This is a genomic window from Streptomyces sp. NPDC047453 (assembly GCF_040643155.1).
Lineage (GTDB): Bacteria > Actinomycetota > Actinomycetes > Streptomycetales > Streptomycetaceae > Streptomyces.
Genome location: NZ_JBEYTS010000023.1, coordinates 71,180 through 95,982 on the forward strand (window position 1 = coordinate 71,180; position 24,803 = coordinate 95,982).

General features: G+C 71.9%; 23 protein-coding genes. 6 read left to right on the plus strand and 17 right to left on the minus strand.

Going from position 1 to position 24,803, the window contains the following annotated elements:
• Window positions 1–1,602 (minus strand): MFS transporter, encoded by a 1,602-nt coding sequence (locus ABZ818_RS21275; protein WP_361416610.1) that lies wholly within the window; start codon window positions 1,600–1,602, stop codon window positions 1–3.
• 290 nt (window positions 1,603–1,892) lie between these two features.
• Between ABZ818_RS21275 and ABZ818_RS21280 the strand changes: the two genes are divergently transcribed.
• Both ABZ818_RS21280 and ABZ818_RS21285 read left to right on the plus strand, forming a co-directional pair.
• Window positions 1,893–3,095, plus strand: coding sequence for a hypothetical protein (locus ABZ818_RS21280; protein ID WP_361416613.1), 1,203 nt, complete (start codon window positions 1,893–1,895; stop codon window positions 3,093–3,095).
• Window positions 3,096–3,333: 238 nt separating this feature from the next.
• Entirely contained in the window at window positions 3,334–4,371 is a 1,038-nt protein-coding gene (locus ABZ818_RS21285; RefSeq protein ID WP_361416616.1) for a phosphatase PAP2 family protein, read from the plus strand.
• A 39-nt stretch (window positions 4,372–4,410) separates the two neighbouring features.
• Here ABZ818_RS21285 and ABZ818_RS21290 read toward each other — a convergent pair whose 3' ends face one another.
• Together ABZ818_RS21290 and ABZ818_RS21295 are read right to left on the minus strand one after the other, a co-directional pair.
• On the minus strand, window positions 4,411–4,626 hold the full coding sequence (locus tag ABZ818_RS21290; RefSeq protein WP_141362342.1) for an I78 family peptidase inhibitor: 216 nt from the start codon (window positions 4,624–4,626) through the stop codon (window positions 4,411–4,413).
• 404 nt (window positions 4,627–5,030) lie between these two features.
• Window positions 5,031–5,753 carry a transglycosylase family protein gene (locus ABZ818_RS21295; RefSeq protein WP_361416619.1) on the minus strand — a complete coding sequence of 241 codons (723 nt, stop codon included), beginning with the start codon at window positions 5,751–5,753 and terminating at the stop codon, window positions 5,031–5,033.
• 541 nt (window positions 5,754–6,294) lie between these two features.
• Here ABZ818_RS21295 and ABZ818_RS21300 point away from each other — a divergent pair.
• A complete protein-coding gene (locus tag ABZ818_RS21300) occupies window positions 6,295–7,188 on the plus strand; it encodes a hypothetical protein (RefSeq protein ID WP_361416622.1) in 894 nt (297 codons plus the stop codon).
• Window positions 7,189–7,226: 38 nt separating this feature from the next.
• On the plus strand, window positions 7,227–7,601 hold the full coding sequence (locus tag ABZ818_RS21305) for a hypothetical protein (protein ID WP_361416625.1): 375 nt from the start codon (window positions 7,227–7,229) through the stop codon (window positions 7,599–7,601).
• Between the two features lie 55 nt (window positions 7,602–7,656).
• Here the strand turns inward: ABZ818_RS21305 and der are convergent, their stop codons facing one another.
• The 5 genes from der to aroH form a co-directional block, all read right to left on the minus strand.
• The gene (gene der, locus ABZ818_RS21310) at window positions 7,657–9,141 is read right to left on the minus strand and encodes a ribosome biogenesis GTPase Der (RefSeq protein WP_361416628.1); all 1,485 of its coding nucleotides are present in this window, start codon (window positions 9,139–9,141) and stop codon (window positions 7,657–7,659) included.
• Window positions 9,142–9,208: 67 nt separating this feature from the next.
• Window positions 9,209–9,883: a lysophospholipid acyltransferase family protein gene (locus ABZ818_RS21315; protein ID WP_361416631.1), complete on the minus strand. Its 675-nt coding sequence runs from the start codon at window positions 9,881–9,883 to the stop codon at window positions 9,209–9,211.
• Window positions 9,880–10,575 carry a (d)CMP kinase gene (cmk, locus tag ABZ818_RS21320; protein WP_361416634.1) on the minus strand — a complete coding sequence of 232 codons (696 nt, stop codon included), beginning with the start codon at window positions 10,573–10,575 and terminating at the stop codon, window positions 9,880–9,882. Before cmk ends, ABZ818_RS21315 begins: the two co-directional genes overlap by 4 nt.
• A gap of 89 nt (window positions 10,576–10,664) precedes the next feature.
• Window positions 10,665–11,750 (minus strand): prephenate dehydrogenase, encoded by a 1,086-nt coding sequence (locus ABZ818_RS21325; protein ID WP_361416637.1) that lies wholly within the window; start codon window positions 11,748–11,750, stop codon window positions 10,665–10,667.
• Window positions 11,747–12,109 carry a chorismate mutase gene (gene aroH, locus ABZ818_RS21330; protein WP_361416641.1) on the minus strand — a complete coding sequence of 121 codons (363 nt, stop codon included), beginning with the start codon at window positions 12,107–12,109 and terminating at the stop codon, window positions 11,747–11,749. Before aroH ends, ABZ818_RS21325 begins: the two co-directional genes overlap by 4 nt.
• Window positions 12,110–12,327: 218 nt before the next feature.
• Here aroH and ABZ818_RS21335 point away from each other — a divergent pair, with 218 nt between their 5' ends.
• Both ABZ818_RS21335 and ABZ818_RS21340 read left to right on the plus strand, forming a co-directional pair.
• Complete coding sequence (locus tag ABZ818_RS21335; protein ID WP_361416644.1) at window positions 12,328–12,801, plus strand: Rieske 2Fe-2S domain-containing protein; 474 nt, start codon at window positions 12,328–12,330, stop codon at window positions 12,799–12,801.
• Window positions 12,802–12,823: 22 nt separating this feature from the next.
• Window positions 12,824–13,516: a nucleotidyltransferase domain-containing protein gene (locus ABZ818_RS21340; RefSeq protein WP_361416647.1), complete on the plus strand. Its 693-nt coding sequence runs from the start codon at window positions 12,824–12,826 to the stop codon at window positions 13,514–13,516.
• A 34-nt stretch (window positions 13,517–13,550) separates the two neighbouring features.
• Here ABZ818_RS21340 and ABZ818_RS21345 read toward each other — a convergent pair whose 3' ends face one another.
• The 9 genes from ABZ818_RS21345 to ABZ818_RS21385 form a co-directional block, all read right to left on the minus strand.
• Window positions 13,551–14,612: a pseudouridine synthase gene (locus ABZ818_RS21345; RefSeq protein ID WP_361416650.1), complete on the minus strand. Its 1,062-nt coding sequence runs from the start codon at window positions 14,610–14,612 to the stop codon at window positions 13,551–13,553.
• The gene (scpB, locus tag ABZ818_RS21350) at window positions 14,612–15,286 is read right to left on the minus strand and encodes an SMC-Scp complex subunit ScpB (protein WP_361416653.1); all 675 of its coding nucleotides are present in this window, start codon (window positions 15,284–15,286) and stop codon (window positions 14,612–14,614) included. The genes ABZ818_RS21345 and scpB overlap by 1 nt, the downstream gene beginning before the upstream one ends.
• Window positions 15,283–16,395, minus strand: coding sequence for a segregation/condensation protein A (locus ABZ818_RS21355; RefSeq protein ID WP_361416656.1), 1,113 nt, complete (start codon window positions 16,393–16,395; stop codon window positions 15,283–15,285). Before ABZ818_RS21355 ends, scpB begins: the two co-directional genes overlap by 4 nt.
• Window positions 16,396–16,670: 275 nt before the next feature.
• Window positions 16,671–17,240, minus strand: coding sequence for a hypothetical protein (locus tag ABZ818_RS21360; RefSeq protein WP_361416659.1), 570 nt, complete (start codon window positions 17,238–17,240; stop codon window positions 16,671–16,673).
• On the minus strand, window positions 17,225–18,361 hold the full coding sequence (locus ABZ818_RS21365) for a ParA family protein (RefSeq protein ID WP_141362315.1): 1,137 nt from the start codon (window positions 18,359–18,361) through the stop codon (window positions 17,225–17,227). Before ABZ818_RS21365 ends, ABZ818_RS21360 begins: the two co-directional genes overlap by 16 nt.
• A gap of 400 nt (window positions 18,362–18,761) precedes the next feature.
• On the minus strand, window positions 18,762–19,886 hold the full coding sequence (gene ald, locus ABZ818_RS21370; protein WP_361416663.1) for an alanine dehydrogenase: 1,125 nt from the start codon (window positions 19,884–19,886) through the stop codon (window positions 18,762–18,764).
• A 135-nt stretch (window positions 19,887–20,021) separates the two neighbouring features.
• Window positions 20,022–22,109, minus strand: a complete 2,088-nt coding sequence (locus ABZ818_RS21375) for a tetratricopeptide repeat protein (RefSeq protein ID WP_361416666.1) — start codon at window positions 22,107–22,109, stop codon at window positions 20,022–20,024.
• A 160-nt stretch (window positions 22,110–22,269) separates the two neighbouring features.
• Window positions 22,270–22,896 (minus strand): NUDIX hydrolase, encoded by a 627-nt coding sequence (locus ABZ818_RS21380; RefSeq protein WP_361416669.1) that lies wholly within the window; start codon window positions 22,894–22,896, stop codon window positions 22,270–22,272.
• Window positions 22,897–22,981: 85 nt separating this feature from the next.
• The gene (locus ABZ818_RS21385) at window positions 22,982–24,649 is read right to left on the minus strand and encodes a CTP synthase (protein WP_361416672.1); all 1,668 of its coding nucleotides are present in this window, start codon (window positions 24,647–24,649) and stop codon (window positions 22,982–22,984) included.
• Window positions 24,650–24,803 lie beyond the last annotated feature (154 nt).

A 24,803-nucleotide genomic window follows, 5' to 3' on the forward strand; every position in this document is an offset into this window, starting at 1 on the left:
TCACGCCGAGACGCGGGGCCTCTCGGCCTCCCGCTGCGCGGGCAGCTCGACCGCCGGCTCCTCACACTGCATCACCCGCGGCAGCCGCAGCGCCATCACCGCCCCCAGCAGCAACAGCCCCGCGCTCACCAGCAGCGTCACATGCAGTCCGTGCACGAAGGCGTCCCGGGCCGCCCGCCGCAGGGCGGCCCCGACCGGCCCGCCGAGCTGTTCGGCGACCTCGTACGCCTCCCCCAGCGAGTGCGCCGCCGCTCCGGACTCCTGCGCCGGCACCCCCGGCACATCGACGAGCCCCGGCGCGTACGCCGCGTTCATCACCGTGCCCAGCAGGGCGATGCCCATCCCCGCGCCCAACTGGTACGACGTCTCCCCTATCGCCGCCGCTCCGCCCGCCTGCGCCGGCGGCGCCTCGCTCAGCATCGACTCGTACGCCCCGAACAGCGTCGTCTCCAGGCCGAAGCCGAGCAGCACGAAGCCGGCGAGGAGCAGCCCCGGGTTGTCCCGGCCGCCCATCGCCGTGAGCAGCATCACCGCGGCGGCGGTCACACAGAACCCGAAGCACACCATCCGCCGCGGCCCGAACCGCCGCAGCATCCGCGCCCCGGCCAGCCCGGCCGCCATCGCGGCGAACGTCAGCGGCAGCAGCCGCAGCCCCGTGGCGAGCGGCGACAGCCCGAGCACCAGTTGGAGGTACTGCGCCGCGATCAGTTCGAGCCCGACCAGCGCCAGCATGGCCAGCACGATGCAGCCCACCGACGTGCTGAACGCCGGGCGCGCGAACATCCTGAGGTCCACCAGCGGTTGCGTCCGCCGCCGCTGCCGCCGTACGAACGTCACCAGCAGCGCCGCGCCGACCACCAGCGGTCCCACGGTGAGCGCGCTCAGCGCCGTCTCCCCGCCGCCGAGCCGCTTCACGCCCAGCACCACACCGAACAGTCCGGCCGCCGCCAGCAACGCGCCGACCACGTCCCAGGGCCCGCTCCGGCCGCCGGTCGACTCGGGCAGCAGCAGCCGGCCCACCGGCAGGCTGACCAGCATCAGCGGGATGTTGACGAGGAAGACCGACCCCCACCAGAAGTGCTCGAGCAGGAAGCCGCCGAGCAGCGGCCCGACCGCCGCGCCCACCGCGGCGACCGCGCTCCAGATGCCGATCGCCAGCGCCCGCTCGCGCCGGTCCGGGAACACCTGCCGCAGAAGTGACAGCGTGGCCGGCATGATCATGGCGCCGCCGACGCCGAGCAGCGCCCGCGCGAAGATCAGCATCTGGGGGTTGGGAGCGAAGGCCGCCACACCGGAGGCGATGCCGAAGAGGAAGTAGCCCAGCAGCAGGATCCGTCTGCGGCCCACCCGGTCGCCCAGCGTGCCGAACAGGATCAGCAGCGAGGCGCAGACGAGGGGATAGGTGTCGACGATCCAGAGCAGTTCGATGGCGCCGGGCTTGAGATCCTCGGTGACCGCGGGCACCGCCACGTGCAGCACGGTCGCGTCCACCGCCACCAGCAGCAGGCTGACGCAGAGGACGACCAGGACGACCCAGCGGTTGGCACCGGCACCCGCCGCCCGACGGCGCAGCCGGTCGGCGGCCGCGGTCGTCCCGGACATGTACGTACCTCCCAGATGAGCCCTCGCGTTCGGCGGCCCGCGGGGTGGGGACTCCCCGGGCTCGGCCGGAGCGGAGCGGGCCCCCGACCTGCGCGACGACGTGCGAGTGACACGTCAGAGTACGCTCATTCGCCCGGATGGGGCGTGGCTCACCTCTCAGAGCAGGTGCTCAACCCGTGTGGCATACGCCACTCCGCTTCCCTGTGAGTCCCCCAAAAGTCCCCTGTGAGCCCCCCATGAGCGTGCCCCGGTGGCCGCTCCGGTTCCCGGCAGCGCCGATAATCGAGTCCGTGAGCGATCTTGCGACGCGCGTGGCAGTGGCCCGTGCCGGGGCCCTGCGCAGGGCCGCCCCGGCACTCCTCGGGTATGCCGCCGTGCGCGCTCTGGGCCTGATCGCCCTGGCGCTGTGGAGTGCCGAGCGCGGCAAGAGCGCGTACACGCTGCTGACCGCCCGCTGGGACTCGCTCTGGTACGCCGGGGTGGCCGGGCTCGGCTACGGCTACGAGGTGCGCCTGCCGAACGGGGACGTGCACTCGAACCTGGCCTTCTTCCCGCTGCTGCCCTGGCTGGAGCGGCTGCTCGCCGCGGTGAGCCCGCTGTCGTACGCCGACGCGGGCTTCGCGGTCAGCCTGTCGGCCTCCCTCGCCGCGGCCTGGGGGATCTTCGCGGTGGCCGATCACGTGTACGGCCGCGAGGCCGGTATCGCGGCCGTGCTGCTGTGGGCGGTGCTGCCGGTCGGGATCGTGCAGTCCATGGCCTACAGCGAGTCGCTGTTCACCGCGCTCGCCGCCTGGGCGCTGTACGCCGTGCTCACCGGCCGCTGGGTGACGGCGGGCACCCTGGCCCTGCTGGCGGGACTCACCCGGCCGGTGGGTCTCGCGGTGGTCGCGGCGGTGTGGGCGGCGGCCCTTGCCTCGTTCGTGGGAGACCGGAGCGCGACGGCGGCGGACGGCGCACGGGACGCGCATCGCGCCCCGGCCGTCACGGGGCGCGCCACCGCCCGCCGCCTGCTCGGCATGGCGCTCGCCCCGCTCGGCGCCGCCGGTTACGTCCTGTGGGTCGGCCACCGCACCGGCAAGGGCCCTTTCGGCTACCTCCAGGTCCAGGCCGGCTGGCGCAACGGCTTCGACGGCGGGTACGCCTTCGCCCGCTTCGTCGCCGACAAGTTCACGTCCTTCCCCTCGGCCCTCGCCGGGGCCGGGCTGATTCTCGGGGTCGCCGGGGTCATCTGGCTGTACGTCACCGGCGTACGGCAGCGGCAGCCGCTCGCGCTGCTGGTGTACTCGGGTGTCGTGACCGCACTCGCCCTGTGCGCGTCGAGCTACTTCGGCTCCAAGCCGCGTCTGCTGCTGCCCGCCTTCCCGCTGCTGCTGCCGCTCGCAATCGCCCTGGCCCGGCCGCGCGTGGCCCGGTCGGCGCTGGTGGTGGGCGCCGTCGCGGTGGCCTCGGCTGTCTACGGGGCGTTCTGGCTGAACGGCTCCGGTCCCCCGTGACCGGCCGGCTCCGACCGGCCGAAGGCGCACGGAATTTCATCCGAGCGTTCGGTTAACGCATTTATAAGCACCGCATAAGCACCTGCCGGAATGATCAAAGGAAATGCGGGACGGGTTCGGCCGTGATTGCGGATTCCGTGGTTATAAAGCCCCGTTGAGAGCAATCCCACATCACGTCGTCATCACAAATCACGTGCTTCGTCCGGGAACACAGCTCACTCGCTGTAACGTCGATTGGGTGCGTACCGAACGAACCCTCACCCGCCTGGACCGGGTGTTCGCCAGGCTGGACCGTGAGCCGCAACGGCCGGCGCACATCGACATGCCGCGAATGAGCCGCCACCGGTTCGTGCTCTTCTCGGCGACCCTGGCCTTCTACCTGTCGATCGTCTGGGCCGTGGTCACCACCTCGTGGCTGGTCCGGCTCGACTGGCAGGTCATGTTCTTCCGGCCGTACCAGCAGTGGCCGCAGATCCACGCGTTCCTCGACTACTACGTGGTGCTCGGCCAGCGTGGTCCCACCGCCGTGATGGTCTGCGCGTGGCTGGGCTGGCGCTCGTGGCGGCAGCACACGCTGCGCCCGCTGCTGACCCTCGCCGCCTCGCTGCTGCTGCTCAACGTCACGGTCGGCGCGGCGAAGATCGGCATGGGGCGTCTGGGACCGCACTACGCGACCGTCATCGGCTCGAACGAGATGGGCCTGGGCGGCGATATATTCCCCAGCGGCCACACCGCCAACGCCGTGGTGACCTGGGGCATCCTGGCCTATCTGGCGTCCACCCCGCGAGCGCGCCGCTGGCTGTCGGCGCTGTCCGCGGTGACGGCGCTCGGCGTCGGCCTGACCACGGTCTACCTGGGGACGCACTGGCTGAGCGACGTACTCCTCGGCTGGGCCGCGGGGCTGCTGATCCTGCTGGCGCTGCCGTGGTTCGAGCCGCTGATCACCAGGACCGAGGTCGCCCTGTTCGACCTGCGCGACCGCTGGCGCGCCCGTCGCGGCCGCCCGGCACCCGTGCCCGCGCCCGCGCCCGCCGCACCCGTCGGCGCGCCCGTCGTGTTCACCCCACGCGCCTCCGTCTCGGACGAGACCCCGGCGGCCCACGAGACGGTCGGCGCCGGACGCACGTCCCGCACACCGGCCCACCTCGCCCCGGGCCGGCACACGAGCCGCGCCGAGCGCACGCCGGTCACCCCGGCCGGCAGCCGCAGACCGCCGCACCCCGACCGCGTCCCGCGCGGCACGGCCTCGGCGGCCCGCCCTCTGACGGGCCGTTGACGACGGACCGCCGCGGGGGCCGGGAGCGCCGGCGGCGGTTCAGCCCTTCCAGGCCCGCGCCACGCGGCCGTCCCGGACCTCGAAGTTCAGCCGTCCGAACCGGTACTCCATGGTGATGATCGCGCCCGGCGGCAGTGACCGCACCGTGCTCCAGCCCCGTTCACGCGCGAGCCGTTCGGCCTGTCCGGCCTCGAGGCCGACGTATGCGTCGGGGTTGTCCTGGGGTTCCGCCGGCGGAGTGGGAATGGGTGCCATAGCGCCACGCTAGGCGCCGGCCGGCGACGGGGAAAGCCCACCCCGGTACGCGGGCCACTCCATCCCCTCCTGTCACACTTGTGTCACAGGCCCAAGTCTCCGGAACGCTCCCGCTCCGTCACACGTACGGGGGGTTCCGTCCCTCTTCGGCAGTCGTGCGAACACAATTCCCACCGGCCGGGACAGCGCCCGGAAAAGTCCGGCCGAATACGCCGCGAGAAGCGTTCCCGAACCGCACAGGGGCGCCCTCGCATTCCGAATCCGCGGCCGTTCCCGGAAGCTGACACGGCATGGGAATTCCGCCCGTTCCGCTGCCGGAGCGAGCGCTCCGCCGGACGGCGGAAGGCCCCGCCCGGTCGGCGGACCGGACGGGGCCTGGCGCCCGTGGTGGGAGCCGGAGCGGCTCAGAGTTCGAGGCGCTGACCGGGCACGATCAGATCGGGATCGCCCCCTATGACGGACCTGTTGACGGAGTGGAGCCACTGCCAGGTGGTCCCGTGCCGGGCGGCGATGCCGCTCAGCGTGTCGCCCGCGCGCACGGTGTACGCGCCGTGGGAGGCACCGCGGTTCGTGTGGCCCGCCTCGCGCGCCGGCGCCGTCGACGGCCGCCGCGGCGGGACCGCGTCCCGTGTCTTCCGCCGGCCGCCCTCCTGGACCGGCTTGTTCGCCGACTTGTCTGTGCTGTGCGCCGATTCGGTCGTCGCCCCCGTCCCCGCCCCAGATCCGGCAGCGGGCGCGCTGCCGTATGCCCCGGCCCGGGCCGAGCAGACCGGCCACGCACCCCAGCCCTGGGCCTGCTGGACCCTGGTGGCGACGGCGATCTGCTGGGACCTGGAGGCCCGGTCGGCGGTGGGCGCGTAGGCCGTGCCGCCGTAGGCGCGCCAGGTGCCGGTGGCGAACTGGAGCCCGCCGTAGTAGCCGTTGCCGGTGTTGATGTGCCAGTTGCCACCGCTCTCGCACCGGGCGATGCGGTCCCACACGCCGCCGTCCGCCGCGTGGGCGTTCCCGGTGGCGGCCAGCAGCCCGAGCGGGGCGAGCAGGGCCGCCCCGGCGAGAGCCGCCGTCGTCCGTGCCCTGCGGGCGTTGTCGCGCGTGGTGTCGTGGCCCTTGTCGGCACATTCGGACATGTGGATCCCTCTCGAAACACCCGGGGTCCCCCAAGGCGGGCGCGCCCGCCGCGCATGGACGCGGTCGGCGCGCTCGCCCCGTCCGCCGCACGAGGTCGTGCCGAGCCGCGCTCGGCCCGGTGCGGTCGGCGGACGTACCCGAGTGGTGCTCGTTGCACACGGCTGAGGAATGTAAGGAGCGGGCGGAGCCCGGATCAACCAACTGCCTGTTCTGGCAGGCCAGTTCGCTGTTACCGGCGGTATCGACTTTTTTCGGCCACCCACTTCATTCGCTGATTTCCTGATTTTTCGACCACCGGCACCGTCGATCTGTGACTCACTTCACCGACCCAACCCCCTTGCATTTGCCGGGGGTTGACCATGAGTGCCGGATTCCGCACCTACCGTCACCCTCCGCACGGGATGGTTCGATTCCGTTCGCCGGAGGGCGTGACTCCCGCCACAGATCACCCGTTGTCTTCTTCATGAGCCGGGTCCCTCCCGGTTCATGGGCCGGGAGCCACCCGGCTCCGCCACGCACCACATCCCGAGGGAGCCACCCGTGCCGCGCATGCTCGACGTCAGCGACGCCGTACGCGCCGAGATCGGCGACGAAGAAGCCGACCGGCTGCTCGCCGGACAGAACGCCCCGGGCAGTTACGACTGCACGTCCTGCCGCACCCCCGGCGACTCCGAACAGGAGCGCACCAGCACCGTCCTGTTCATCGGGGACGAGACCGCCGTCCTCGCCTTCGCCCACGCCACCTGCCTGCCCTCGCAGGTCGTCCAGGTCACCGAGGAGCAGCTGCGGGGCGCGGTCCGCTCCATCAACGGGGAGACGAGCCCCTCCGACAGGGTGCCGGAGCAGACCCCGCCCCAGTGGAGCACGACCGAGCAGGCCCCGCCGCAATGGAGCGCGACCGAGCAGGCCCCGCCGCAATGGAGCACGACCGAGCAGGCCGCGCCGCAGAGGGCGGTGCCGGAGCAGGCCGTGCTCGGGATCACCAGCGGACTCGTGCTGATCGCCGGGGAGTTGCACCCCGCCCTGGTCGTCGAGCCGACCGCACCCATCGTGCGTCCGGGCTCGCTGGGCGGCGGCGACGAGTTCCTGCCGCTGCTCATCGAGCAGGGCTACGTCCCGGTGGCCGAACTCGCCGCCGTGCCGCCGGTACTGCACGGCTGGTCGGTGCTGCTCGCCGTGGGCCAGCTGCACGCCGTCCTCCAGCCCCAGGCCAACGGCGGCCAGCCGGTGGCCTGGTGGCAGGCGCACCAGCCGCTCCAGGTCACCGACGGCTGGCGGGCGGCCGCCAACAAGCACCAGCAGGTGATCATGTTCGCCGCGCCGGTCGGGTCCATCGGCCGGCAGCCGCGGGAGGACCTGCTGCGGGACGCGCTGGACAAGGCCGCGGCGGGCGGAAGGCTGGTCGCGGCGACGCTGCCGCTCGCCGGGACCTGAGCCCGCATCCCTTCCGGTTCGGGGTCGTTTGGAGATACGTGCACGCATATGACGTCCCCCGCCGCCAGTCCTACCCGCCGATCCCCTCCGCACGGACGCCCCAGGATCCTCACAGCGGCCCATCGGCCACGCCGATCTACGACGCGCTCTACGCCGAGTACGTCAAGTCCTACCGGACCCTGCCGGGCGACCGCAGCGGCGAGGAGGAGCTGGGTTTCGTAGCCTTCGGGAACCTGCCGCACGATACGGGCTCCACCGTGTACGACGCCTACAGCCTGAGGGCCTACAGCACCCGCCACGGCACGGGCCGGCAGCAGACGCAGTGGCAGCGGGTAGGGACGATCGGACGGCAGGAGACCGGGATGCACCACGTTCCCGCGGCCCTGCCACCGGCTCCGCGGCGCGGAATCTGATCCGCCGACGGCGAAGGGGCGGCCCCCGTTCGGGGCCGCCCCTTCGCCGTTTCCGCTACTTCTTCTTCGCGCCGCGCTTCTCGCGCACCCGCACCGAGATGTGGATCGGCGTGCCGTCGAAGCCGAACTCCTCACGCAGCCGTCGCTCGATGAACCGCCGGTAGCCGGCCTCGATGAACCCGGAGGCGAACAGCACGAACCGCGGCGGCTTGGTGCCGGCCTGGGTGCCGAACAGGATGCGCGGCTGCTTGCCGCCCCGGATCGGGTGTGGATGGGCGGCGACCAGCTCGCCGAGGAAGGCGTTCAGGCGGCCGGTCGGCACCCGGGTCTCCCAGCCGGCCAGCGCCGTCTCGATCGCCGGGACCAGCTTCTCCACGTGCCGTCCGGTGTACGCCGAGACGTTGACGCGCGGGGCCCACGCGATCTGCGCGAGCTCGGTCTCGATCTCCCGCTCCAGGTAGTAGCGGCGCTCCTCGTCGAGGGTGTCCCACTTGTTGTAGGCGATGACGAGCGCGCGGCCCGCCTCCACGGCCATGGTGATGATCCGCTGGTCCTGCACCGACACGGACTCGGAGGCGTCGATCAGGATGACGGCGACCTCCGCCTTCTCGACGGCGGCCGCGGTGCGCAGCGAGGCGTAGTAGTCGGCGCCCTGCTGGAGGTGGACGCGCTTGCGGATACCGGCGGTGTCGACGAACTTCCAGGTCTTGCCGCCCAGTTCGATCAGCTCGTCGACCGGGTCACGGGTGGTGCCGGCCAGTTCGTTGACGACGACGCGCTCCTCGCCGGCCACCTTGTTCAGCAGCGAGGACTTGCCGACGTTCGGGCGGCCGATCAGGGCCACGCGGCGCGGGCCGCCGATGCCGCCCCCGCCGAACGTCTCGCGCGGCGCCTCGGGGAGCGCCTCCAGGACGCGGTCCAGCATGTCGCCGGTGCCGCGGCCGTGCAGGGCCGAGACCGGGTGCGGCTCGCCGAGACCGAGCGACCACAGATACGTGGCGTCCGCCTCGCCGCTCGGGCCGTCGACCTTGTTGGCGCACAGCACGACCGGCTTGCCCGCCTTGCGCAGGAGCCGTACGACGGCCTCGTCGGTGTCGGTGGCGCCGACCTTGGCGTCGACGACGAACACCACCGCGTCGGCGGCCTCGATGGCGTACTCGGCCTGCGCGGCCACGGAGGCGTCGATGCCGAGGACGTCCTGCTCCCAGCCGCCGGTGTCGACGACCTTGAAGCGGCGGCCCGCCCACTCGGCCTCGTAGGTGACACGGTCGCGGGTGACGCCCGGCTTGTCCTCGACGACTGCCTCGCGGCGGCCGATGATGCGGTTCACCAGAGTCGACTTGCCGACATTGGGGCGGCCGACGACGGCGAGGACGGGCAGCGGGCCGTGTCCGGCGGCCTCGATGGCGCCCTCGACGTCCTCGACGTCGAAGCCCTCTTCCGCGGCGAGCTCCATGAACTCCGCGTACTCGACGTCGCCGAGCGCCCCGTGCTCGTACTCGTGCTCGACCGAGCCGTCGGGCTGGATGTCGTCGTTCATGAAGTCCGTACCTCGTCGTTCATCGTGGTGATCGGTGGAACACCACCGGTTCGCGGTGATCCACTACTCAAGTGTGGCGCCCGGTCAGTCGCCGGGCGTTTTCCAGGTGGTCGGTGAGCTGCTTCTGGATGCGCTCGGTGGCCTCGTCCAGGGCCCGGCGCGTACGCCGCCCGCCGTCGTCGCCCGCTTCGAACGGGTCGCCGAAGACGACGTCGACCCGGTGGCGCAACGGAGGGAGCCCCTTCATCAACCGTCCGCGCCTCTCGGAACTTCCCAGCACGGCGACCGGGACGATCGGGGCGCCGCTGCGGACCGCGAAGTAGGCGAGCCCGGCCCGCAGGGAGGCGAAGTCGCCCTCGCCGCGGGTGCCCTCGGGGAAGATCCCGAGGACGCCGCCCTGCTTCAGGACGCCCAGCGCCCGTGTGATCGCCGAGCGGTCCGCGGAGTGCCGGTCCACCTGGAGCTGACCGATGCCGGTCAGGAAGGGGCCGAGCGGGCCGACGAACGCCTCCTTCTTGATCAGGAAGTGCACCGGCCGGGGTGCCACGCCCATGACCATCGGGCCGTCGACATTGTGCGCGTGGTTGACCGCGAGGATCACCGGGCCGGTGGCGGGCACCTTCCAGGCGCCCAGCACGCGCGGGCGCCACAGCCCGTACATCAGCCCGACGCCGATCCGCCGGCCGACGTCGGCACCGCGCTCCGACGGCGGGCCCGCCGCACGCTCCGGCGGACGGCTCACTTCGCGACCCGCTTCTCCTCGACGAGGGTGACCACGCACTCGATGACCTGTGCCAGCGTCAGCTCGGTGGTGTCCACCTCGACGGCGTCGCCGGCCTTGGCCAGCGGGGAGGTCTTGCGGCTGGAGTCGGCCGCGTCGCGCTTGATCAGGGCCTCACGGGTGGCGTGGACGTCGGCGCCCTTGAGCTCGCCGCTGCGCCGGGCGGCGCGGGCCTCCGGGGAGGCGGTGAGGAAGATCTTCAGGTCGGCGTCAGGCAGCACGGTGGTGCCGATGTCGCGACCCTCGACGACGATCCCGGCCTCGGCGGACACGGCCAGCGAGCGCTGGAGCTCGGTGATCCGGGTCCGCACCTCCGGTACGGCGCTGACCGCGCTGACCTGGGCGGTGACCTCCTGGGTGCGGATCGGACCGGCCACGTCCACGCCGTCGACGGTGATCGTCGGGTGGGCGGGGTCGGTACCGGAGACGATCTCGGGCTTGCCGGCCACCGCGGCGATCGCGGTGGGGTCGTCCATGTCGATCCCGTTGGTCACCATCCACCACGTGATCGCCCGGTACTGGGCCCCGGTGTCCAGGTAGCTCAGGCCGAGCTGCGCGGCCACGGCCTTCGATGTGCTCGACTTGCCCGTGCCGGAAGGGCCGTCGATGGCGACGATCACGGGCTGGGCGGTCCGGGCGGCGCCGTTTTCCACAGCGGGGCACCTTCCTGGTGAAGGGTGGCGGGTGGTGTGCGGGACGCGAGAGCGCCCCGCACAAGGTTACTGGCTTCCCGGACACCCTCTTACTGGCGGATGGACCAGCCCCGTTCCCGCAGCGCGGAGGTGAGGACCAGTGCCGCCTTCGGCTCGACCATGAGCTGCACCAGACCGGCCTGCTGCCCGGTGGCGTGCTCGATGCGCACGTCCTCGATGTTGACCCCGGCCAGCCCCGCGTCCGCGAAGATGCGGGCCAGTTGGCCGGGCTGGTCGTCGATGAGGACCGCGACGACCTCGTACACCCGCGGCGCGGACCCGTGCTTGCCGGGGACCCGGACCTGGCCGGCGTTGCCCCGTCGCAGCACGTCCTCGATGCCGGCGGCGCCCTCGCGGCGCTTGGCCTCGTCGGAGGACTGGAGGGCGCGCAGGGCCTGCACGGCCTCCCCCAGGTCGGTGGAGATGTCGGAGAGCAGGTCGGCGACCGGTCCCGGGTTGGCGGACAGGATGTCGATCCACATCCGCGGATCGGAGGCCGCGATCCGGGTCACGTCCCTGATGCCCTGCCCGCACAGCCGTACGGCCGTGTCCTCGGCGTTCTTCAGGCGTGCGGCGACCAGGCTGGAGACCAGGTGGGGCATGTGGGAGACGAGGGCCACGGCACGGTCGTGGGCGTCGGCGTCCATGACGACCGGGACCGCCCGGCAGTGCGAGACGAGCTCCAGGGCGAGGTTGAGGACCTCGGTGTCGGTGTCCCGGGTGGGGGTGAGCACCCAGGGGCGGCCCTCGAAGAGGTCACCGGTCGCCGCCAGCGGACCCGACTTCTCGCGGCCCGACATGGGGTGCGTGCCGATGTAGCCGGTCAGGTCCAGGCCCATCGACTCCAGCTCACGGCGCGGGCCGCCCTTGACGCTGGCCACGTCCAGGTAGCCGCGGGCCACGCCCCGGCGCATGGCGTCGGCGAGCACCTCCGCCACGTGCGCCGGCGGCGCGGCGACGATGGCGAGGTCGACCGGGCCGTCCGGGGCCTCGTCCGTGCCGGCGCCGAGCGCCGCGGCCGTACGGGCCTGCTCCGGGTCGTGGTCGGCGAGGTGCACGACCACCCCGCGCTGGGCGAGGGCCAGGGCGGCGGAGGTGCCGATCAGCCCGGTGCCGATCACGAGTGCGTTTCTCACTGGGCGATGTCCTTGCGCAGGGCGGCCGCCGCGCCGAGGTAGACGTGGGCGATCTCGGCGCGCGGCCGGTCGGACTCGATGTGCGCGAGGACGCGGACGACCCGGGGCATGGCGCCCTCGATGTCCAGTTCCTGGGCACAGATCAGCGGTACGTCGACGATGCCCAGCTTGCGGGCCGCGGCGGCCGGGAAGTCGCTGTGCAGGTCGGGGGTGGCCGTGAACCAGATGCTGATCAGGTCGTCCGCGGTCAGGCCGTTCCGCTCCAGGACGGCGGTGAGCAGCGTCCCGACCTGCTCGTCCATGTGCCCGGCCTCGTCCCGCTCGAGTTGGACGGCCCCCCGGACCGCTCGTACCGCCACGGTGCTGCTCCTTGCTGAGGTGAATCGGGTCTCGCGTCCAGCCTAGTCAGACCGCGTGGGACGGGTGGCCGGCGCCCGCCCGCTGAGACGACTGGGGAAACGGGTGGTTTATTACGCGCTGTCACGATGTGCTTCGACTTGACCGAATTTGATGCGAAGATGCTGATGCTCCGCTCGGAGCTCATCCCTTACCTCCCCCGGAAATCCGGAGTGACGACATGACGCAGGGCTCGACGCGGCGCACGGTTCTCGCCACGAGTGCGGTGGCGCTCGTGGCGGCGGGCTGCGGCACCAAAGCCAGCAGCAACTCCGAGGCGTCGCCTGCCGCAGAGGCGACCTCCCCCTCGGACGGGACGACGTCCCACCCTTCGGCGGCCTCCGGCGCCACGGAGGGGACCGCCACCGGGCCGGAGCTGGCGAGCACGGCCGACATCCCGGAAGGTGGCGGCAAGGTCTTCGCCGAGCAGAAGGTCGTGGTCACCCAGCCGAAGAAGGGCGAGTTCAAGGCCTTCTCGGCGATCTGCTCGCACCAGGGCTGCACGGTGGGCAAGATCGCCAACGGCATGATCGACTGCCCCTGCCACGGCAGCAGGTTCCGCATCGCCGACGGCTCGGTGGCCAAGGGGCCGGCGGTCAGCCCGCTGGACGCCAAGCAGATCAAGGTGGAGGGAAATTCCATCCACCTGCTGTGAGGATCCGCGTACGCTCCCGGGCATGCAGCCCGGGGACCTGGTGCGTGACCACACCATCTACGCCTGTGTCATGGGGTCGCGGGCCTTCGGACTGGCGACGGACGACAGCGACACGGACCGCAGGGGCGTGTTCGTCGCGCCCACTCCCCTGTTCTGGCGCTTCGAGAAGCCGCCGACGCATGTGGAGGGGCCCCTCGATGAGCAGTTCAGCTGGGAGCTGGAGCGCTTCTGCGTGCTGGCCCTGCGCGCGAACCCCAACATCCTGGAGTGCCTGCACTCGCCCCTGGTGGAGTACGTGGACGACACCGGCCGCGAACTGCTGTCCCTGCGGGGCGCGTTCCTCTCCCGGCAGGTGTACGGAACGTTCACCCGCTATGCGCTGAGCCAGCGCGGGAAGCTCGAAGCCGATGTCCGCACGCACGGCGCCCCGCGCTGGAAGCACGCGATGCACCTGCTGCGCCTGCTGGCCAGCGCCCGCGACCTGCTGCGCACCGGAACGCTGACGGTCGACGTCGGCGACCGGCGCGAACCGCTCCTGGAGGTGCGGCGGGGTGAGGTCCCGTGGCCCGAGATCGAGTCGTGGATGGCCCGCCTGGCCGCCGAGACCGAACGGGCCGCCGACCGCACCCCGCTCCCCGCGGAGCCCGATCACCGACGCGTGGCGGACTTCCTGCGCCGTGTCCGCCACGCGTCGGCCTGCCAGGCAGGCGTCTGAGCCGTCCGGGCCCTGAGGCCGGGTCGGCCAGGGCCTAGAGGTCGACCTCGTTCATCAGCATGCCGACCTCGGTGTTCGACAGACGGCGGAGCCAGCCGGACTTCTGGTCGCCCAGGGTGATCGGGCCGAAGGCGGTGCGGACGAGCTTGTCGACCGGGAAGCCCGCGGCGGCGAGCATACGGCGGACGATGTGCTTGCGGCCCTCGTGGAGCGTGACCTCCACGAGGTAGTTCTTGCCGGTCTGCTCGACGACCCGGAAGTGGTCCGCGCGCGCGTAGCCGTCCTCCAGCTGGATGCCGTCCTTGAGCTGCTTGCCCAGGTCCCGCGGGATGGGGCCGACGATGTGCGCGAGGTAGGTCTTGCGCACGCCGTACTTCGGGTGGGTCAGCCGGTGCGCCAGCTCGCCGTGGTTGGTGAGCAGGATCACGCCCTCGGTCTCGGTGTCGAGCCGGCCGACGTGGAAGAGGCGCGTCTCGCGGTTGGTGACGTAGTCACCGAGGCACTGGCGGCCCTCCGGGTCCTCCATGGTGGAGACGACGCCGGCGGGCTTGTTCAGCGAGAAGAACTGGTACGACTGCGTGGCCACGGTCAGGCCGTCGACCTTGACCTCGTCCTTCTCCGGGTCGACCCGGCGGCCCTGCTCCAGGACGATCTCGCCGTTGACCTCGACCCGAGCCTGCTCGATCAGCTCCTCGCAGGCGCGCCGCGAACCGTATCCCGCGCGGGCGAGCACCTTCTGCAGACGCTCGCCCTCCTGCTCGGCGCCCGGGAAGGTCTTGGGCAGCTTGACGTCCTTCTTGCCGGCGTACCGATCGCGGTTGCGCTCCTCCATCCGCGTCTCGTACTCGCGGGAGCGGGACGGAGCCGTACGGCCGCCCTGCTGGGGCTGCTTGGGGCCGCCCTTGGCGCCACCGCGCGCGGATCCGCCGCGTCCGGACTTGGGGCCGTCCTTGGTCGCGCCGGGGCCGACGTCGTAGCGGCGCTCCTCGGGTCGGGGGTTGCGGGGGCGGCCCTGCCCCTGCCGCTCGTCCCTGTTGTTGCCGGCACCGCGGTAGTTGCCGCGCCCGCCGTTCCTGCCGCTGCCGCTGCTTCGCATCAAAATTCCGTCGTCGTGGTCGTCGTGTGGTCGCCGTCTGCGCCCGGCGCGTCATCGGGAGCGTCCGGGTCGAACGACGGTACGCCCTCCTGGGTCTCGGCCTCGATCGCCTCCGCCTCGGGGAGGAAGGGCGCGAGTTCCGGGAGCTCGTCCAGACCGCGCAGGCCCATCCGCTCCAGGAAGTAGTTCGTCGTCCTGTACAGGATCGCACCTGTTTCGGGTTCCGCGCCCGCCTCCTCGACCAGACCGCGTTGGAGCAGCGTACGCATGACTCCGTCGCAGTTGACTCCGCGGACGGCGGAGACGCGGCTGCGGCTGACCGGCTGACGGTAGGCGACCACGGCGAGGGTCTCCAGGGCGGCCTGGGTGAGCCGGGCCTGCTGACCGTCCAGGACGAAGCCCTCGACGGCGGCCGCGTACTCGGGGCGGGTGTAGAAACGCCAGCCGCCGGCGATCAGCCGCAGCTCGAAGCCGCGGCCCTGCACGGTGTACTCGTCGGCCAGTTCGCGCAACGCGTCCGCGATCTGCCGGCGGGGCCGTTGCAGGATCCTCGCCAGGTGCTCCTCGGTCGCGGGCTCGTCCACGACCATGAGGACGGCCTCCAGGGCGGGCCTGAGGTCGAGGTCGGCGACGGTGCTCGGGCCCTCGGACGGGTCGGTGGTCTCCTCGCTCACGCCTTCTTCTCCTCCTTGGGCTCCTCGGGCTCCTTGGGCCCCTCGGGCGGACGGTCGAACTCGTCCGTCACCGTGGGCGTCTCGTCCCCGTCACCGCCGGTCCAGCGCACGATCAGCTCGCCGAGGGCGGTCTCCTGGTCCAGGGCCACGGCCTTCTCGCGGTACAGCTCAAGCAGGGCGAGGAAGCGGGCCACGACGGTGAGCGTGTCGTCGGTGTCCGCCACCAGTTCCCGGAAGCCGGCCTCACCGAGCTCCCGCAGCCGCGCGATCACGATCCCCGCCTGCTCCCGCACGCTGACCAGCGGCGCGTGGATGTGGTCGACGTACACCTGCGGCTTGGGCTTGGGCTGCATCGCCTTGACCGCGAGCTCGGCGAAGCGCGCCGCGCCGATGCTGATGACGACCTCGGGCAGCAGTTCTGCGTGGTGGGGTTCCAGCCCGACGGTACGGGGGTGGCGCCGGCCCTCCTCGTCCAGCCGGCGGCTGAAGATGTCGGCGATCTGCTTGTACGCGCGGTACTGGAGCAGCCGTGCGAACAGCAGGTCGCGTGCTTCGAGCAGCGCCAGGTCGGCCTCGTCCTCCACCTCGGCCGCGGGCAGCAGCCGGGCCGCCTTCAGGTCGAGCAGGGTGGCGGCCACGACCAGGAACTCGGTCGTCTGGTCCAGGTCCCAGTCGGGCCCCATCGCCCGGATGTGCGCCATGAACTCGTCGGTGACCTTGGACAGGGCCACCTCGGTGACGTCGAGCTTGTGCTTCGAGATCAACTGGAGCAGCAGGTCGAACGGCCCCTCGAAGTTGGCCAGCCGAACCTTGAACACCCCGTCGCCGGCCCCCTCCGACGGCGGCCCGGCCTCGGCCCCCACACCGGCAGCGGCCTCGACCACCGCCTCGGCCTCCGCCCGGCGCCTCTCGTCGGCTTCCGCTTCGGAAGCAGCACGAGCCTCCGCCCGGGAACCGTCCGCGACCGCCGGCTGCGAGGCATCCCCGGCCCCCGGCGTGGCCGTCGTGTCGGAACCGGTGCGGGGCACGGTCGAGCCGCTCGGCTCGGCCGCCGCAGTCTCGGCAACGCCGATCGCCTGCTGGGCCGGCGGCTCGGCGGCCGGGCCCACCGGGCCGTCCCCGGGGAGGTCCGCCGTAGGCTCAGGAGCCGGTACCGACGGCTCGGAAGACTGCTCGGCGGCCCCGGGTGCGGGCGTGGGCTCCGGGGGCGCGGCCGGCGGTTCGGGGCGCTCGTCCTGGGGCGCGGGTGGCTCGGATGGGTGAGCCGGGGGTGGGGATGCCGTTCCCGGGCCGCGGCCGAGGGCGCGTCTGCGGCCGGTGGGCGTGGGAGCGTCGTTCGAGGTCATTGCCGTCGCAGGCTACCGCTTACCGCCCGCGCGGACGGCTAACGGCCGCGCAGCCGCCGAACCAGGATGCTCGCCTCGCCCCGGGACTCCAGGTCGGCCAGCACCACAGCGACCGCCTCGCGGACGATGCGCCCGCGGTCCACAGCGAGGCCGTGCTCGCCGCGGAGCACCAGCCGGGCGTGCTCGAGGTCCATGAGCTCCTCGGCGGACACGTACACGGTGATCTTCTCGTCGTGCCGTTCCCGTCCGCTGGGCCGGCGCGCCGCGCCACGGCCCCGCTTGCGCGGCTGCGCGGCGGCAGAACCTTCCTGCGCCGCCGCCGAACGCCGCGCGGAGCGCTCCGCGGTCGCGGACCGGCTGCGGGACTCGCCCGCGTCGTTCGGCCCCGCATCCACCGCCACGTGCTCCGCGCCCTCACCGTCGCCGCCCTGCGCGGGCACCGACTGCGGGGCGTCCTCCGCCGCGGCGGCCGCGTCGCCCTCCGCCGCGGGGGCGGGCACCCGGGCCTCGCCGCCTGCCTGGCGTCGGGGAGTGGACGGCTGGAGCGCCATTCCCCCTGTCGTACGGAACAGTTCGTCGGCCCCCGGCAGACTCACTCGGCGTGACACCGGGCGAGCACCTCCCTGGCGAGCTGGCGGTAGGCGGCGGCACCGACGGAGTTGGAGGCGTACGTGGTGATCGGCTCACCGGCGACCGTGGTCTCCGGGAAGCGGACCGTGCGTCCGATGACCGTGTGGTACACGTGGTCGTCGAACGCCTCGACGACACGCGCGAGCACCTCACGGCTGTGCACGGTGCGCGAGTCGTACATCGTGGCCAGGATCCCGTCGAGCTCCAGCTCCGGGTTGAGGCGCTCCTGGACCTTCTCGATGGTCTCGGTCAGCAGTGCCACACCGCGCAGCGCGAAGAACTCGCACTCCAGCGGCACGATCACCTTGTGCGCGGCCGTGAGGGCGTTGACGGTGAGCAGGCCGAGCGAGGGCTGGCAGTCGATGACGATGTAGTCGTAGTCGTCCATCAGCGGCTTCAGGGCGCGCTGGAGCGTCGACTCGCGCGCGACCTCGCTCACCAGTTGGACCTCGGCGGCCGACAGGTCGATGTTGCTGGGCAGCAGGTCCATGTTGGGGACCGCCGTCTTCAGCAGGACCTCGTCCGCGGACATGCCCCGCTCCATGAGCAGGTTGTAGACGGTGAGGTCGAGCTCCATGGGGTTGACGCCGAGACCCACCGACAGCGCGCCCTGCGGGTCGAAGTCCACGAGCAGCACCCGGCGGCCGTACTCCGCGAGCGCGGCACCCAGGTTGATGGTCGACGTGGTCTTGCCGACGCCGCCCTTCTGGTTGCACATCGCGATGATCTTCGCGGGGCCGTGGTCGGTCAGCGGACCCGGGATCGGGAAGTACGGCAGCGGGCGTCCGGTCGGGCCGATGCGCTCACGGCGCTGGCGGGCCGCGTCGGGCGCGAGCGTGGCCGCGTACTCGGGGTCGGGCTCGTACTCGGCGTCGGGGTCGTAGAAGTGCCCCTCGGGCAGTTCGTCGTAGTCGGCGAAGTGGTTGTGGGGCGCGCCACTTCCGTCGCCGGCCATGGCGTTCACGTGATGGCCATCCATGCTTGGGTGTGCTGGCTGAGTCACCCCTGGTGTCCGGTGACTCTGGTGGGCTGCGAAGGTGCGCACAGCAACGGAGCCGACAGCCTCGAGCCGCGTGGGGCCCTGGCCCGTCGCAGGCATTCCTGGTTGACCACCCCCGGGAGAAAATGTCGACTCATTCACAAGTCGTCTTACCTCCTTGGTGACCAGGGGACTTCTAGACAGGTCAGCGTGGCACCATGCCGACGATTGGCGACTCTATGGCGTGTCGGCGGTCCGCAGCAACACAATCCGCCGGACCCGGCCCGATGTGTCGGTAATGGAACATCCCTCTGTCAAGGGCGTACGACCGTCGCACGACAGGTTTCACCGGTGCGTGAATCGGTCGAATGGTTCCGTTCGAGGCGAGTTGACCGAGTGCGGCGAAGTGACCATACACACATCCGGCCGGACCTTGTGGGACAAGGTCCGGCCGGTCGTGCGAGGTTGACGACGCGTGTTGACGTATCGCCTTTCACACCTTGGCGACTTGGCGACCCGCTCAGCCGAGCAGGGACTCCAGCGTGACGTGCTCGAGGCCGTGGGCCTCGGCGACCTCGCGGTAAACGACCTTGCCCTCGTGGGTGTTGAGGCCCTTGGCCAGCGCCGCGTCACGGCGCAGCGCCTCCACCCAGCCGCGGTTGGCCAGTTCGACGATGTACGGCAGCGTGGCGTTGGTCAGCGCGTAGGTGGAGGTGTTGGGCACCGCGCCCGGCATGTTGGCGACGCAGTAGAACACCGACTCGTGGACCTTGAAGGTCGGCTCGGCGTGCGTGGTCGCGTGGGAGTCCTCGAAGCATCCGCCCTGGTCGATCGCGATGTCGACAAGGACACTTCCGGCCTTCATCCGGGACACCAGCTCGTTGCTGACCAGCTTCGGGGCCTTGGCGCCCGGGACGAGCACGGCGCCGACCACGAGGTCGGCCTCGACGCAGGCCTTCTCCAGCTCGAAGGCGTTGGAGACGACGGTCTTGATCTTCGTGCCGAAGATCTTGTCCGCCTCCTTGAGCTTGTTGATGTCCTTGTCCAGGAGCGTCACGTGGAAGCCCAGGCCGATGGCGATCTGCGCGGCGTTCCAGCCGGAGACGCCGCCGCCGATGATGACGGCCTCGCCGGCCGGCACGCCCGGGACGCCGCCCGGCAGCACACCGCGGCCGCCCGCGGCGCGCATCAGGTGGTAGGCGCCGACCTGCGGCGCGAGGCGGCCCGCGACCTCGGACATCGGGGCGAGCAGCGGCAGCGCGCGGTTCGGGAGCTCGACGGTCTCGTAGGCGATCGCCGTGGTGCCGGACTCCAGCAGGGCGTCCGTGCACTCCTTGGAGGCGGCCAGGTGCAGGTAGGTGAAGAGGATCTGGTCCTTGCGGAGGCGGTGGTACTCCTCGGCGATGGGCTCCTTGACCTTCAGCACCATGTCGGCAGCGGCCCAGACCTCGTCCGCGGTCTCGAGGATCCGGGCGCCGGCGGCCACGTACTCCTCGTCCGGGATCGAGGAGCCGACGCCCGCGTTCCGCTCGACGACGACCTGGTGGCCATTACGCACGAGCTCGTGCACGCCGGCGGGGGTGATGGCCACCCGGAACTCGTTGTTCTTGACTTCGCGGGGGATGCCGACCTTCACGTCGATCACGGTCCTTGGCTCAGAGAATGTGGGGCAATATCAGACGTACCCCGGCATGCGGGGGCATACCAGGCAACACCGCAGGAGAACGAGCGGCAGAACCAGTCTAATGAAGGCTTTCTCTCTGTCTAGCCTTCCATTGCATCAATCTTCAGTGGATGCACTGCGGATTTCGCAGGCATTGGCGTCATCTTCCGTCAAGGGGCCCTGCGGGCCGCCGTCCTCGGCCGCAGGGATCTCGTCGCCGAGCATGCGCCGGGCCGTCCCGCGGTGCAGGGCCGCCGTGGCCGAGTCGCCCAGCCGCTCCAGGGTGTCGGCGAGCCGCAACTGGAGCGCCGCCTGGAGCCGTACGTCCTCGGCGCGGCGGGCCCACTCCACCGCCTCCTGGCAGGTGCGCAGGCAGTCCTCGGGCCGCCCGGCGTACTCCTGGACGCGCGCCAGCTCGCTCAACGCCCGCGCGTGGGCGGCGACATCCCCCGCCTTGCGGTGCATGGCGGCGGCCGCCCGCCAGTCGCGCAGGGCCTCGCCGTAGCGGCCCGCGTAGGTGTGCGCGGTGGCGATGCGGCCGTAGAGGCGGGCGGCGTCCTCGCGCTCCTCGCGCGCGAGCCGCTGCGCCAGGGCCCGGCCGAACCAGTCGGCGGCCCGGTCGTAGTCCCCCAGCTCCTGGTGGGTGCTGCCTACGGATTCCATGGCGCGGTTGATCGCGTACGGGTCGTCGGCCTCCCGTCCGGCGTCCAGCGCGGCCCGGTAGCGGGCCAGTGCCCCGGCGGTACGCCCGGTGCGGGCGTCCAGGTCGGCGAGGTTCAGCAGGGCGGCGGCCCTCTCCCGGGGCAGCCCGCGCCGCTCGGCCACGTCCAGGACGAGCCGGTGGATGCCGTAGAGGTCACCGGCGGCGGCCTGGGTGCCGATGTGCGCCACCATGGCCCGCACCAGCTGGGACATCAAGCGGCGGGCCAGGGTGTCCAGTTCGCCGTCGGCGACGGCGAGCCGGGCCGCGGCGAGCAGGGCGGGCCTGCGGGCCCGCAGCCACTTCTCGGCGGCCCGCGGAGTGGCGAAGCGCAGCCCGGGAGGCAGACTCTTCAACTTCTCCCTGGTCTCGGGGCTGTCGGTCTCGGTGATCGCCCGGCAGGACTGGAGCAGCCGCACGGTCCGCTCCAGCATCCGGGCGCGGGCGAGCCGCAGCTCGGCGGGGCGGTCCCGGCGTCCGGCGAGGTCCGCCAGCAGCGGGTGCAGGCAGCCGGGGACCTCGTAGCACGGCAGTGATGAGGGAACGGCGCGCAGTACGCCGAGTTCGGCGAAGTCGTCGAGGAAGCCGCGGGCGGCCTCGACCGAGCAGCCGGCGAGCGCGGAGGCTGTCTGCGGGTCGACGTCGCCGGCCGGGGCGAGGGAGAGCAGGCGCAGCAGCCGGGCGGCCGGACCGGACAGGGTGTCGTGCACCAACCGGAGCACCCGGTCGAGGACGGAGCGCTCGTCGGGGTCGGCGCGCAGCTGCTTGGCGAGGTCGGCGACCGCCGCCTGGGGGTGGGCGGCGAGCCAGCCGCCGGCCAGGGTCAGCGCGGCGGGCTGGCCCTGGCAGACCTCGACCAGGCTCTCGGCGGCGCGCGGGTCGACGGTGATGCGCACCGGGTCGATGCGCTGCGCCAGCAGCTCCACGCCGGACTTGGTGTCCAGGCCGCCCAGGGTGCACGGGCGGACGTCGGCGATCCCGGTGAGCGGGCCCCGGGAGACGGCGACGAGCAGGCAGTCGGCGTTCTCCGGCAGTAGCGCGTCGACCTGGTCCGCGCCGGCCGCGTCGTCGAGCAGGAGCAGCGCCCGGCGCTCGGCGAGGGCGGTGCGCAGGGCCTCGGTCAGGTCGTCCTCGGCGGCGCCGGGCGGGGTCGGCAGATCGAGGGCGGCGAGCAGGTCGCGGGCGACGGCCTCGACGGGTACGGGGGTGCCGTCGGGCTCGGTGAGCCCGGCGCGCAGCACACCGCCGGGGTAACGCTGCGCGACCTGCCCCACGAGTTCCTCGGCGAGCGCCGTACGGCCGGAGCCGGGCCTGCCCGCGATCAGCAGGACGCGTGCGCGCGGCTCCTTGCGGCCGGCCAGGGTGTCGAGGCCGGCCCGCTCGATGTCGGCGCGCAGCTCCTTCAACTCCCGTGTGCGGCCCAGGAAAAGACTCTTCGCGGCCGCGGGGAACCGGTCCCCGCCGGACAGGTTCACGCCACCTGCGTCCACCGCCTGATCCGTCACGGGCCACACTCCCGTCCCACGCACGTGCAAGCCCGCCGGGACTCCGGTTCGGGCGTTTCCAGAGCCTAGTTCACGCTCTGCGACGTTCCGTGAGGAGCACGGCGGACACGTCGCCCGATCGGATCAGGCGATCGTCACACCGCAGGGGTCGCCGATGTGTTCAGGACGCGAAGGGGCGCGCCGGCCAGGGCGCCTCAGCCGGGCGCAGCGCGTCCAGTCCGTCCCCCTGGCGCGCGGCGACCAGCGACAGGACACCCACCACCAGGCAGTTGTTGTGCAGTTCGCCCGCGAGCACGCCCCGTACCAGTTCGTCCACCGGCATCCGCGCATGCTCCATGTCGGTCTCCTCGTGCTCCGCCGCGAAGCGCTCGCCGACCGCCTCGGACAGGCCCCGGGCGAGGAAGATCCGCACGGACTCGTCGCAGCCGCCCGGGGTGGTGTAGACGTCGGTCAGCACCCGCCAGTCCTCGGCCTTGACGTGGGCCTCCTCGTACAGCTCGCGCTGGGCGGCGTGCAGCGGGTTCTCGCCGGGCACGTCGAGCAGGCCCGCCGGGATCTCCCACAGCCGCTGCCGCACCGGGTGGCGGTACTGGCGGATCAGCAGCACCCGGTCCTCCTCGTCGAGGGCGAGGACGGCCACGGAGCCCGGATGCACCTGGTAGTCGCGGGTGACCACGGAGCCGTCGGGCATGACGACGTCGTCGGTGCGGATGGAGGTCTTGCCGCCGACGAACGGGGTGCTGGTGGCCCGGATCTCCCACTCCTCCGGGACGTCCTTGATCGTCATGCCCTGGCCTTTCCGACGTGCGCAAGCAGAACGGGGGTGCGCACCTTCGACGGTACGCACCCCCGCAACCGTACAACCGGGTGTGCTACTTGGAGTTCTTCCGCTCGACGGCGGCCTTCACCAGGCCCGCGAACAGCGGGTGCGGACGCGTCGGGCGCGAGCGCAGCTCCGGGTGCGCCTGGGTGGCGACCAGGTAGGGGTGGACCTCGCGCGGGTACTCCACGTACTCGACGAGCTTGCCGTCCGGGGAGGTACCGGAGAAGACGATGCCCGCCTTCTTCTCCAGCTCCGCGCGGTAGGCGTTGTTCACCTCGTAGCGGTGGCGGTGGCGCTCCTCGACGTACTCCTTGCCGTCGTAGACCTCGCGCACGATCGAGCCCTCGGCCAGCTTCGCCGGGTACATGCCGAGCCGCATGGTGCCGCCCATGTCGCCCTCGCCGGCGACGATGTCCATCTGCTCGGCCATGGTGGAGATCACCGGGTGGCCGGTGGCCGGGTCGAACTCGGTGGAGTTGGCGTCCGCGATGTCGGCGAGGTTGCGGGCGGCCTCGATCACGATGCACTGCAGGCCCAGACACAGGCCCAGCAGCGGGATGCCGTTCTCGCGGGCGTAGCGGATGGCGCCGACCTTGCCGAGCACGCCGCGGTCGCCGAAGCCGCCCGGGATGCAGATGCCGTCGACGCCGGCGAGCTGCTGCTCGGCGCCGGCCGCGGTCTTGCAGTCGTCGGAGGTGACCCACTTGATCGTCACCCGGGCCCTGTTGGCGAAGCCACCCGCGCGCAGCGCCTCGGTCACCGACAGATAGGCGTCGGGCAGGTCGATGTACTTGCCGACCAGGGCCAGGGTGATCTCGTGCTCGGGCTTGTGGACGCGGTCCAGCAGGTCGTCCCAGGTCGTCCAGTCCACGTCGCGGAAGGGCAGGTCCAGCTTGCGCACGACGTAGGCGTCCAGGCCCTCGGAGTGCACGACCTTCGGGATGTCGTAGATCGACCGGGCGTCGGGGCAGGCGACCACGGCCGCCTCGTCGACGTCGCACATCAGGGAGATCTTGCGCTTGATCGCGGTGGGCACCTCGCGGTCGCAGCGCAGCACGATCGCGTCCGGCTGGATGCCGATGTTGCGCAGCGCGGCGACCGAGTGCTGGGTCGGCTTGGTCTTCAGCTCCCCGGAGGGGCCGATGTAGGGAAGCAGCGAGATGTGCACGACGAAGACGTTGTCCCGGCCGACCTCGTGGCGGACCTGGCGGACGGTCTCCAGGAACGGCAGCGACTCGATGTCGCCGACCGTGCCGCCGACCTCGGTGATGACGACGTCCACCTCGTCGGTGGCCATGCGCCGGATGCGGTGCTTGATCTCGTTGGTGATGTGCGGGATGACCTGCACCGTGTCACCCAGGTACTCGCCGCGCCGCTCCTTTGCGATGACCGTGGAGTACACCTGGCCGGTGGTGACGTTGGCGGAGCCGTCCAGGTCGCGGTCGAGGAAGCGCTCGTAGTGGCCGATGTCCAGGTCGGTCTCGGCGCCGTCGTTGGTGACGAACACCTCACCGTGCTGGAAGGGGTTCATCGTGCCCGGGTCGACGTTGAGGTACGGGTCCAGCTTCTGCATCACGACGCGCAGGCCCCGGGCCTTCAGCAGCATGCCCAGGCTGGAGGCGGTGAGGCCCTTGCCGAGCGAGGAGGCGACACCCCCGGTGACGAAGATGTGCTTGGTCGTCGTGGCTTTGCTGTTTCGGAAAGCAGCGGGCGGCATGGCCAAGAGGGGGCTCCCGTGGTCGCGGTTTGTCGTGCGGTACGGCTGGCCGGTCCGGGGAACCCGGGTGTCCGGCTGAGGCGCCGTCGCTGCGGTTCGGGGGTTTCGTGCCCACCGGTCCACGGGCTACCAGGGTATCAGCGCCTGACGGGCA

What these genes read in the sequence shown, in the direction of transcription:
- ABZ818_RS21365 (WP_141362315.1), bottom strand. Translation starts at nt 18,361, where the DNA reads ATGCCTGCGACGGGCCAGGGCCCCACGCGGCTCGAGGCTGTCGGCTCC.
- ABZ818_RS21295 (WP_361416619.1), bottom strand. Translation starts at nt 5,753, where the DNA reads ATGTCCGAATGTGCCGACAAGGGCCACGACACCACGCGCGACAACGCC.
- ABZ818_RS21290 (WP_141362342.1), bottom strand. Translation starts at nt 4,626, where the DNA reads ATGGCACCCATTCCCACTCCGCCGGCGGAACCCCAGGACAACCCCGAC.
- ABZ818_RS21385 (WP_361416672.1), bottom strand. Translation starts at nt 24,649, where the DNA reads ATGCCGCCCGCTGCTTTCCGAAACAGCAAAGCCACGACGACCAAGCAC.
- ABZ818_RS21335 (WP_361416644.1), top strand. Translation starts at nt 12,328, where the DNA reads ATGACGCAGGGCTCGACGCGGCGCACGGTTCTCGCCACGAGTGCGGTG.
- ABZ818_RS21275 (WP_361416610.1), bottom strand. Translation starts at nt 1,602, where the DNA reads ATGTCCGGGACGACCGCGGCCGCCGACCGGCTGCGCCGTCGGGCGGCG.
- der (WP_361416628.1), bottom strand. Translation starts at nt 9,141, where the DNA reads ATGAACGACGACATCCAGCCCGACGGCTCGGTCGAGCACGAGTACGAG.
- ABZ818_RS21340 (WP_361416647.1), top strand. Translation starts at nt 12,824, where the DNA reads ATGCAGCCCGGGGACCTGGTGCGTGACCACACCATCTACGCCTGTGTC.
- ABZ818_RS21345 (WP_361416650.1), bottom strand. Translation starts at nt 14,612, where the DNA reads ATGCGAAGCAGCGGCAGCGGCAGGAACGGCGGGCGCGGCAACTACCGC.
- ABZ818_RS21380 (WP_361416669.1), bottom strand. Translation starts at nt 22,896, where the DNA reads ATGACGATCAAGGACGTCCCGGAGGAGTGGGAGATCCGGGCCACCAGC.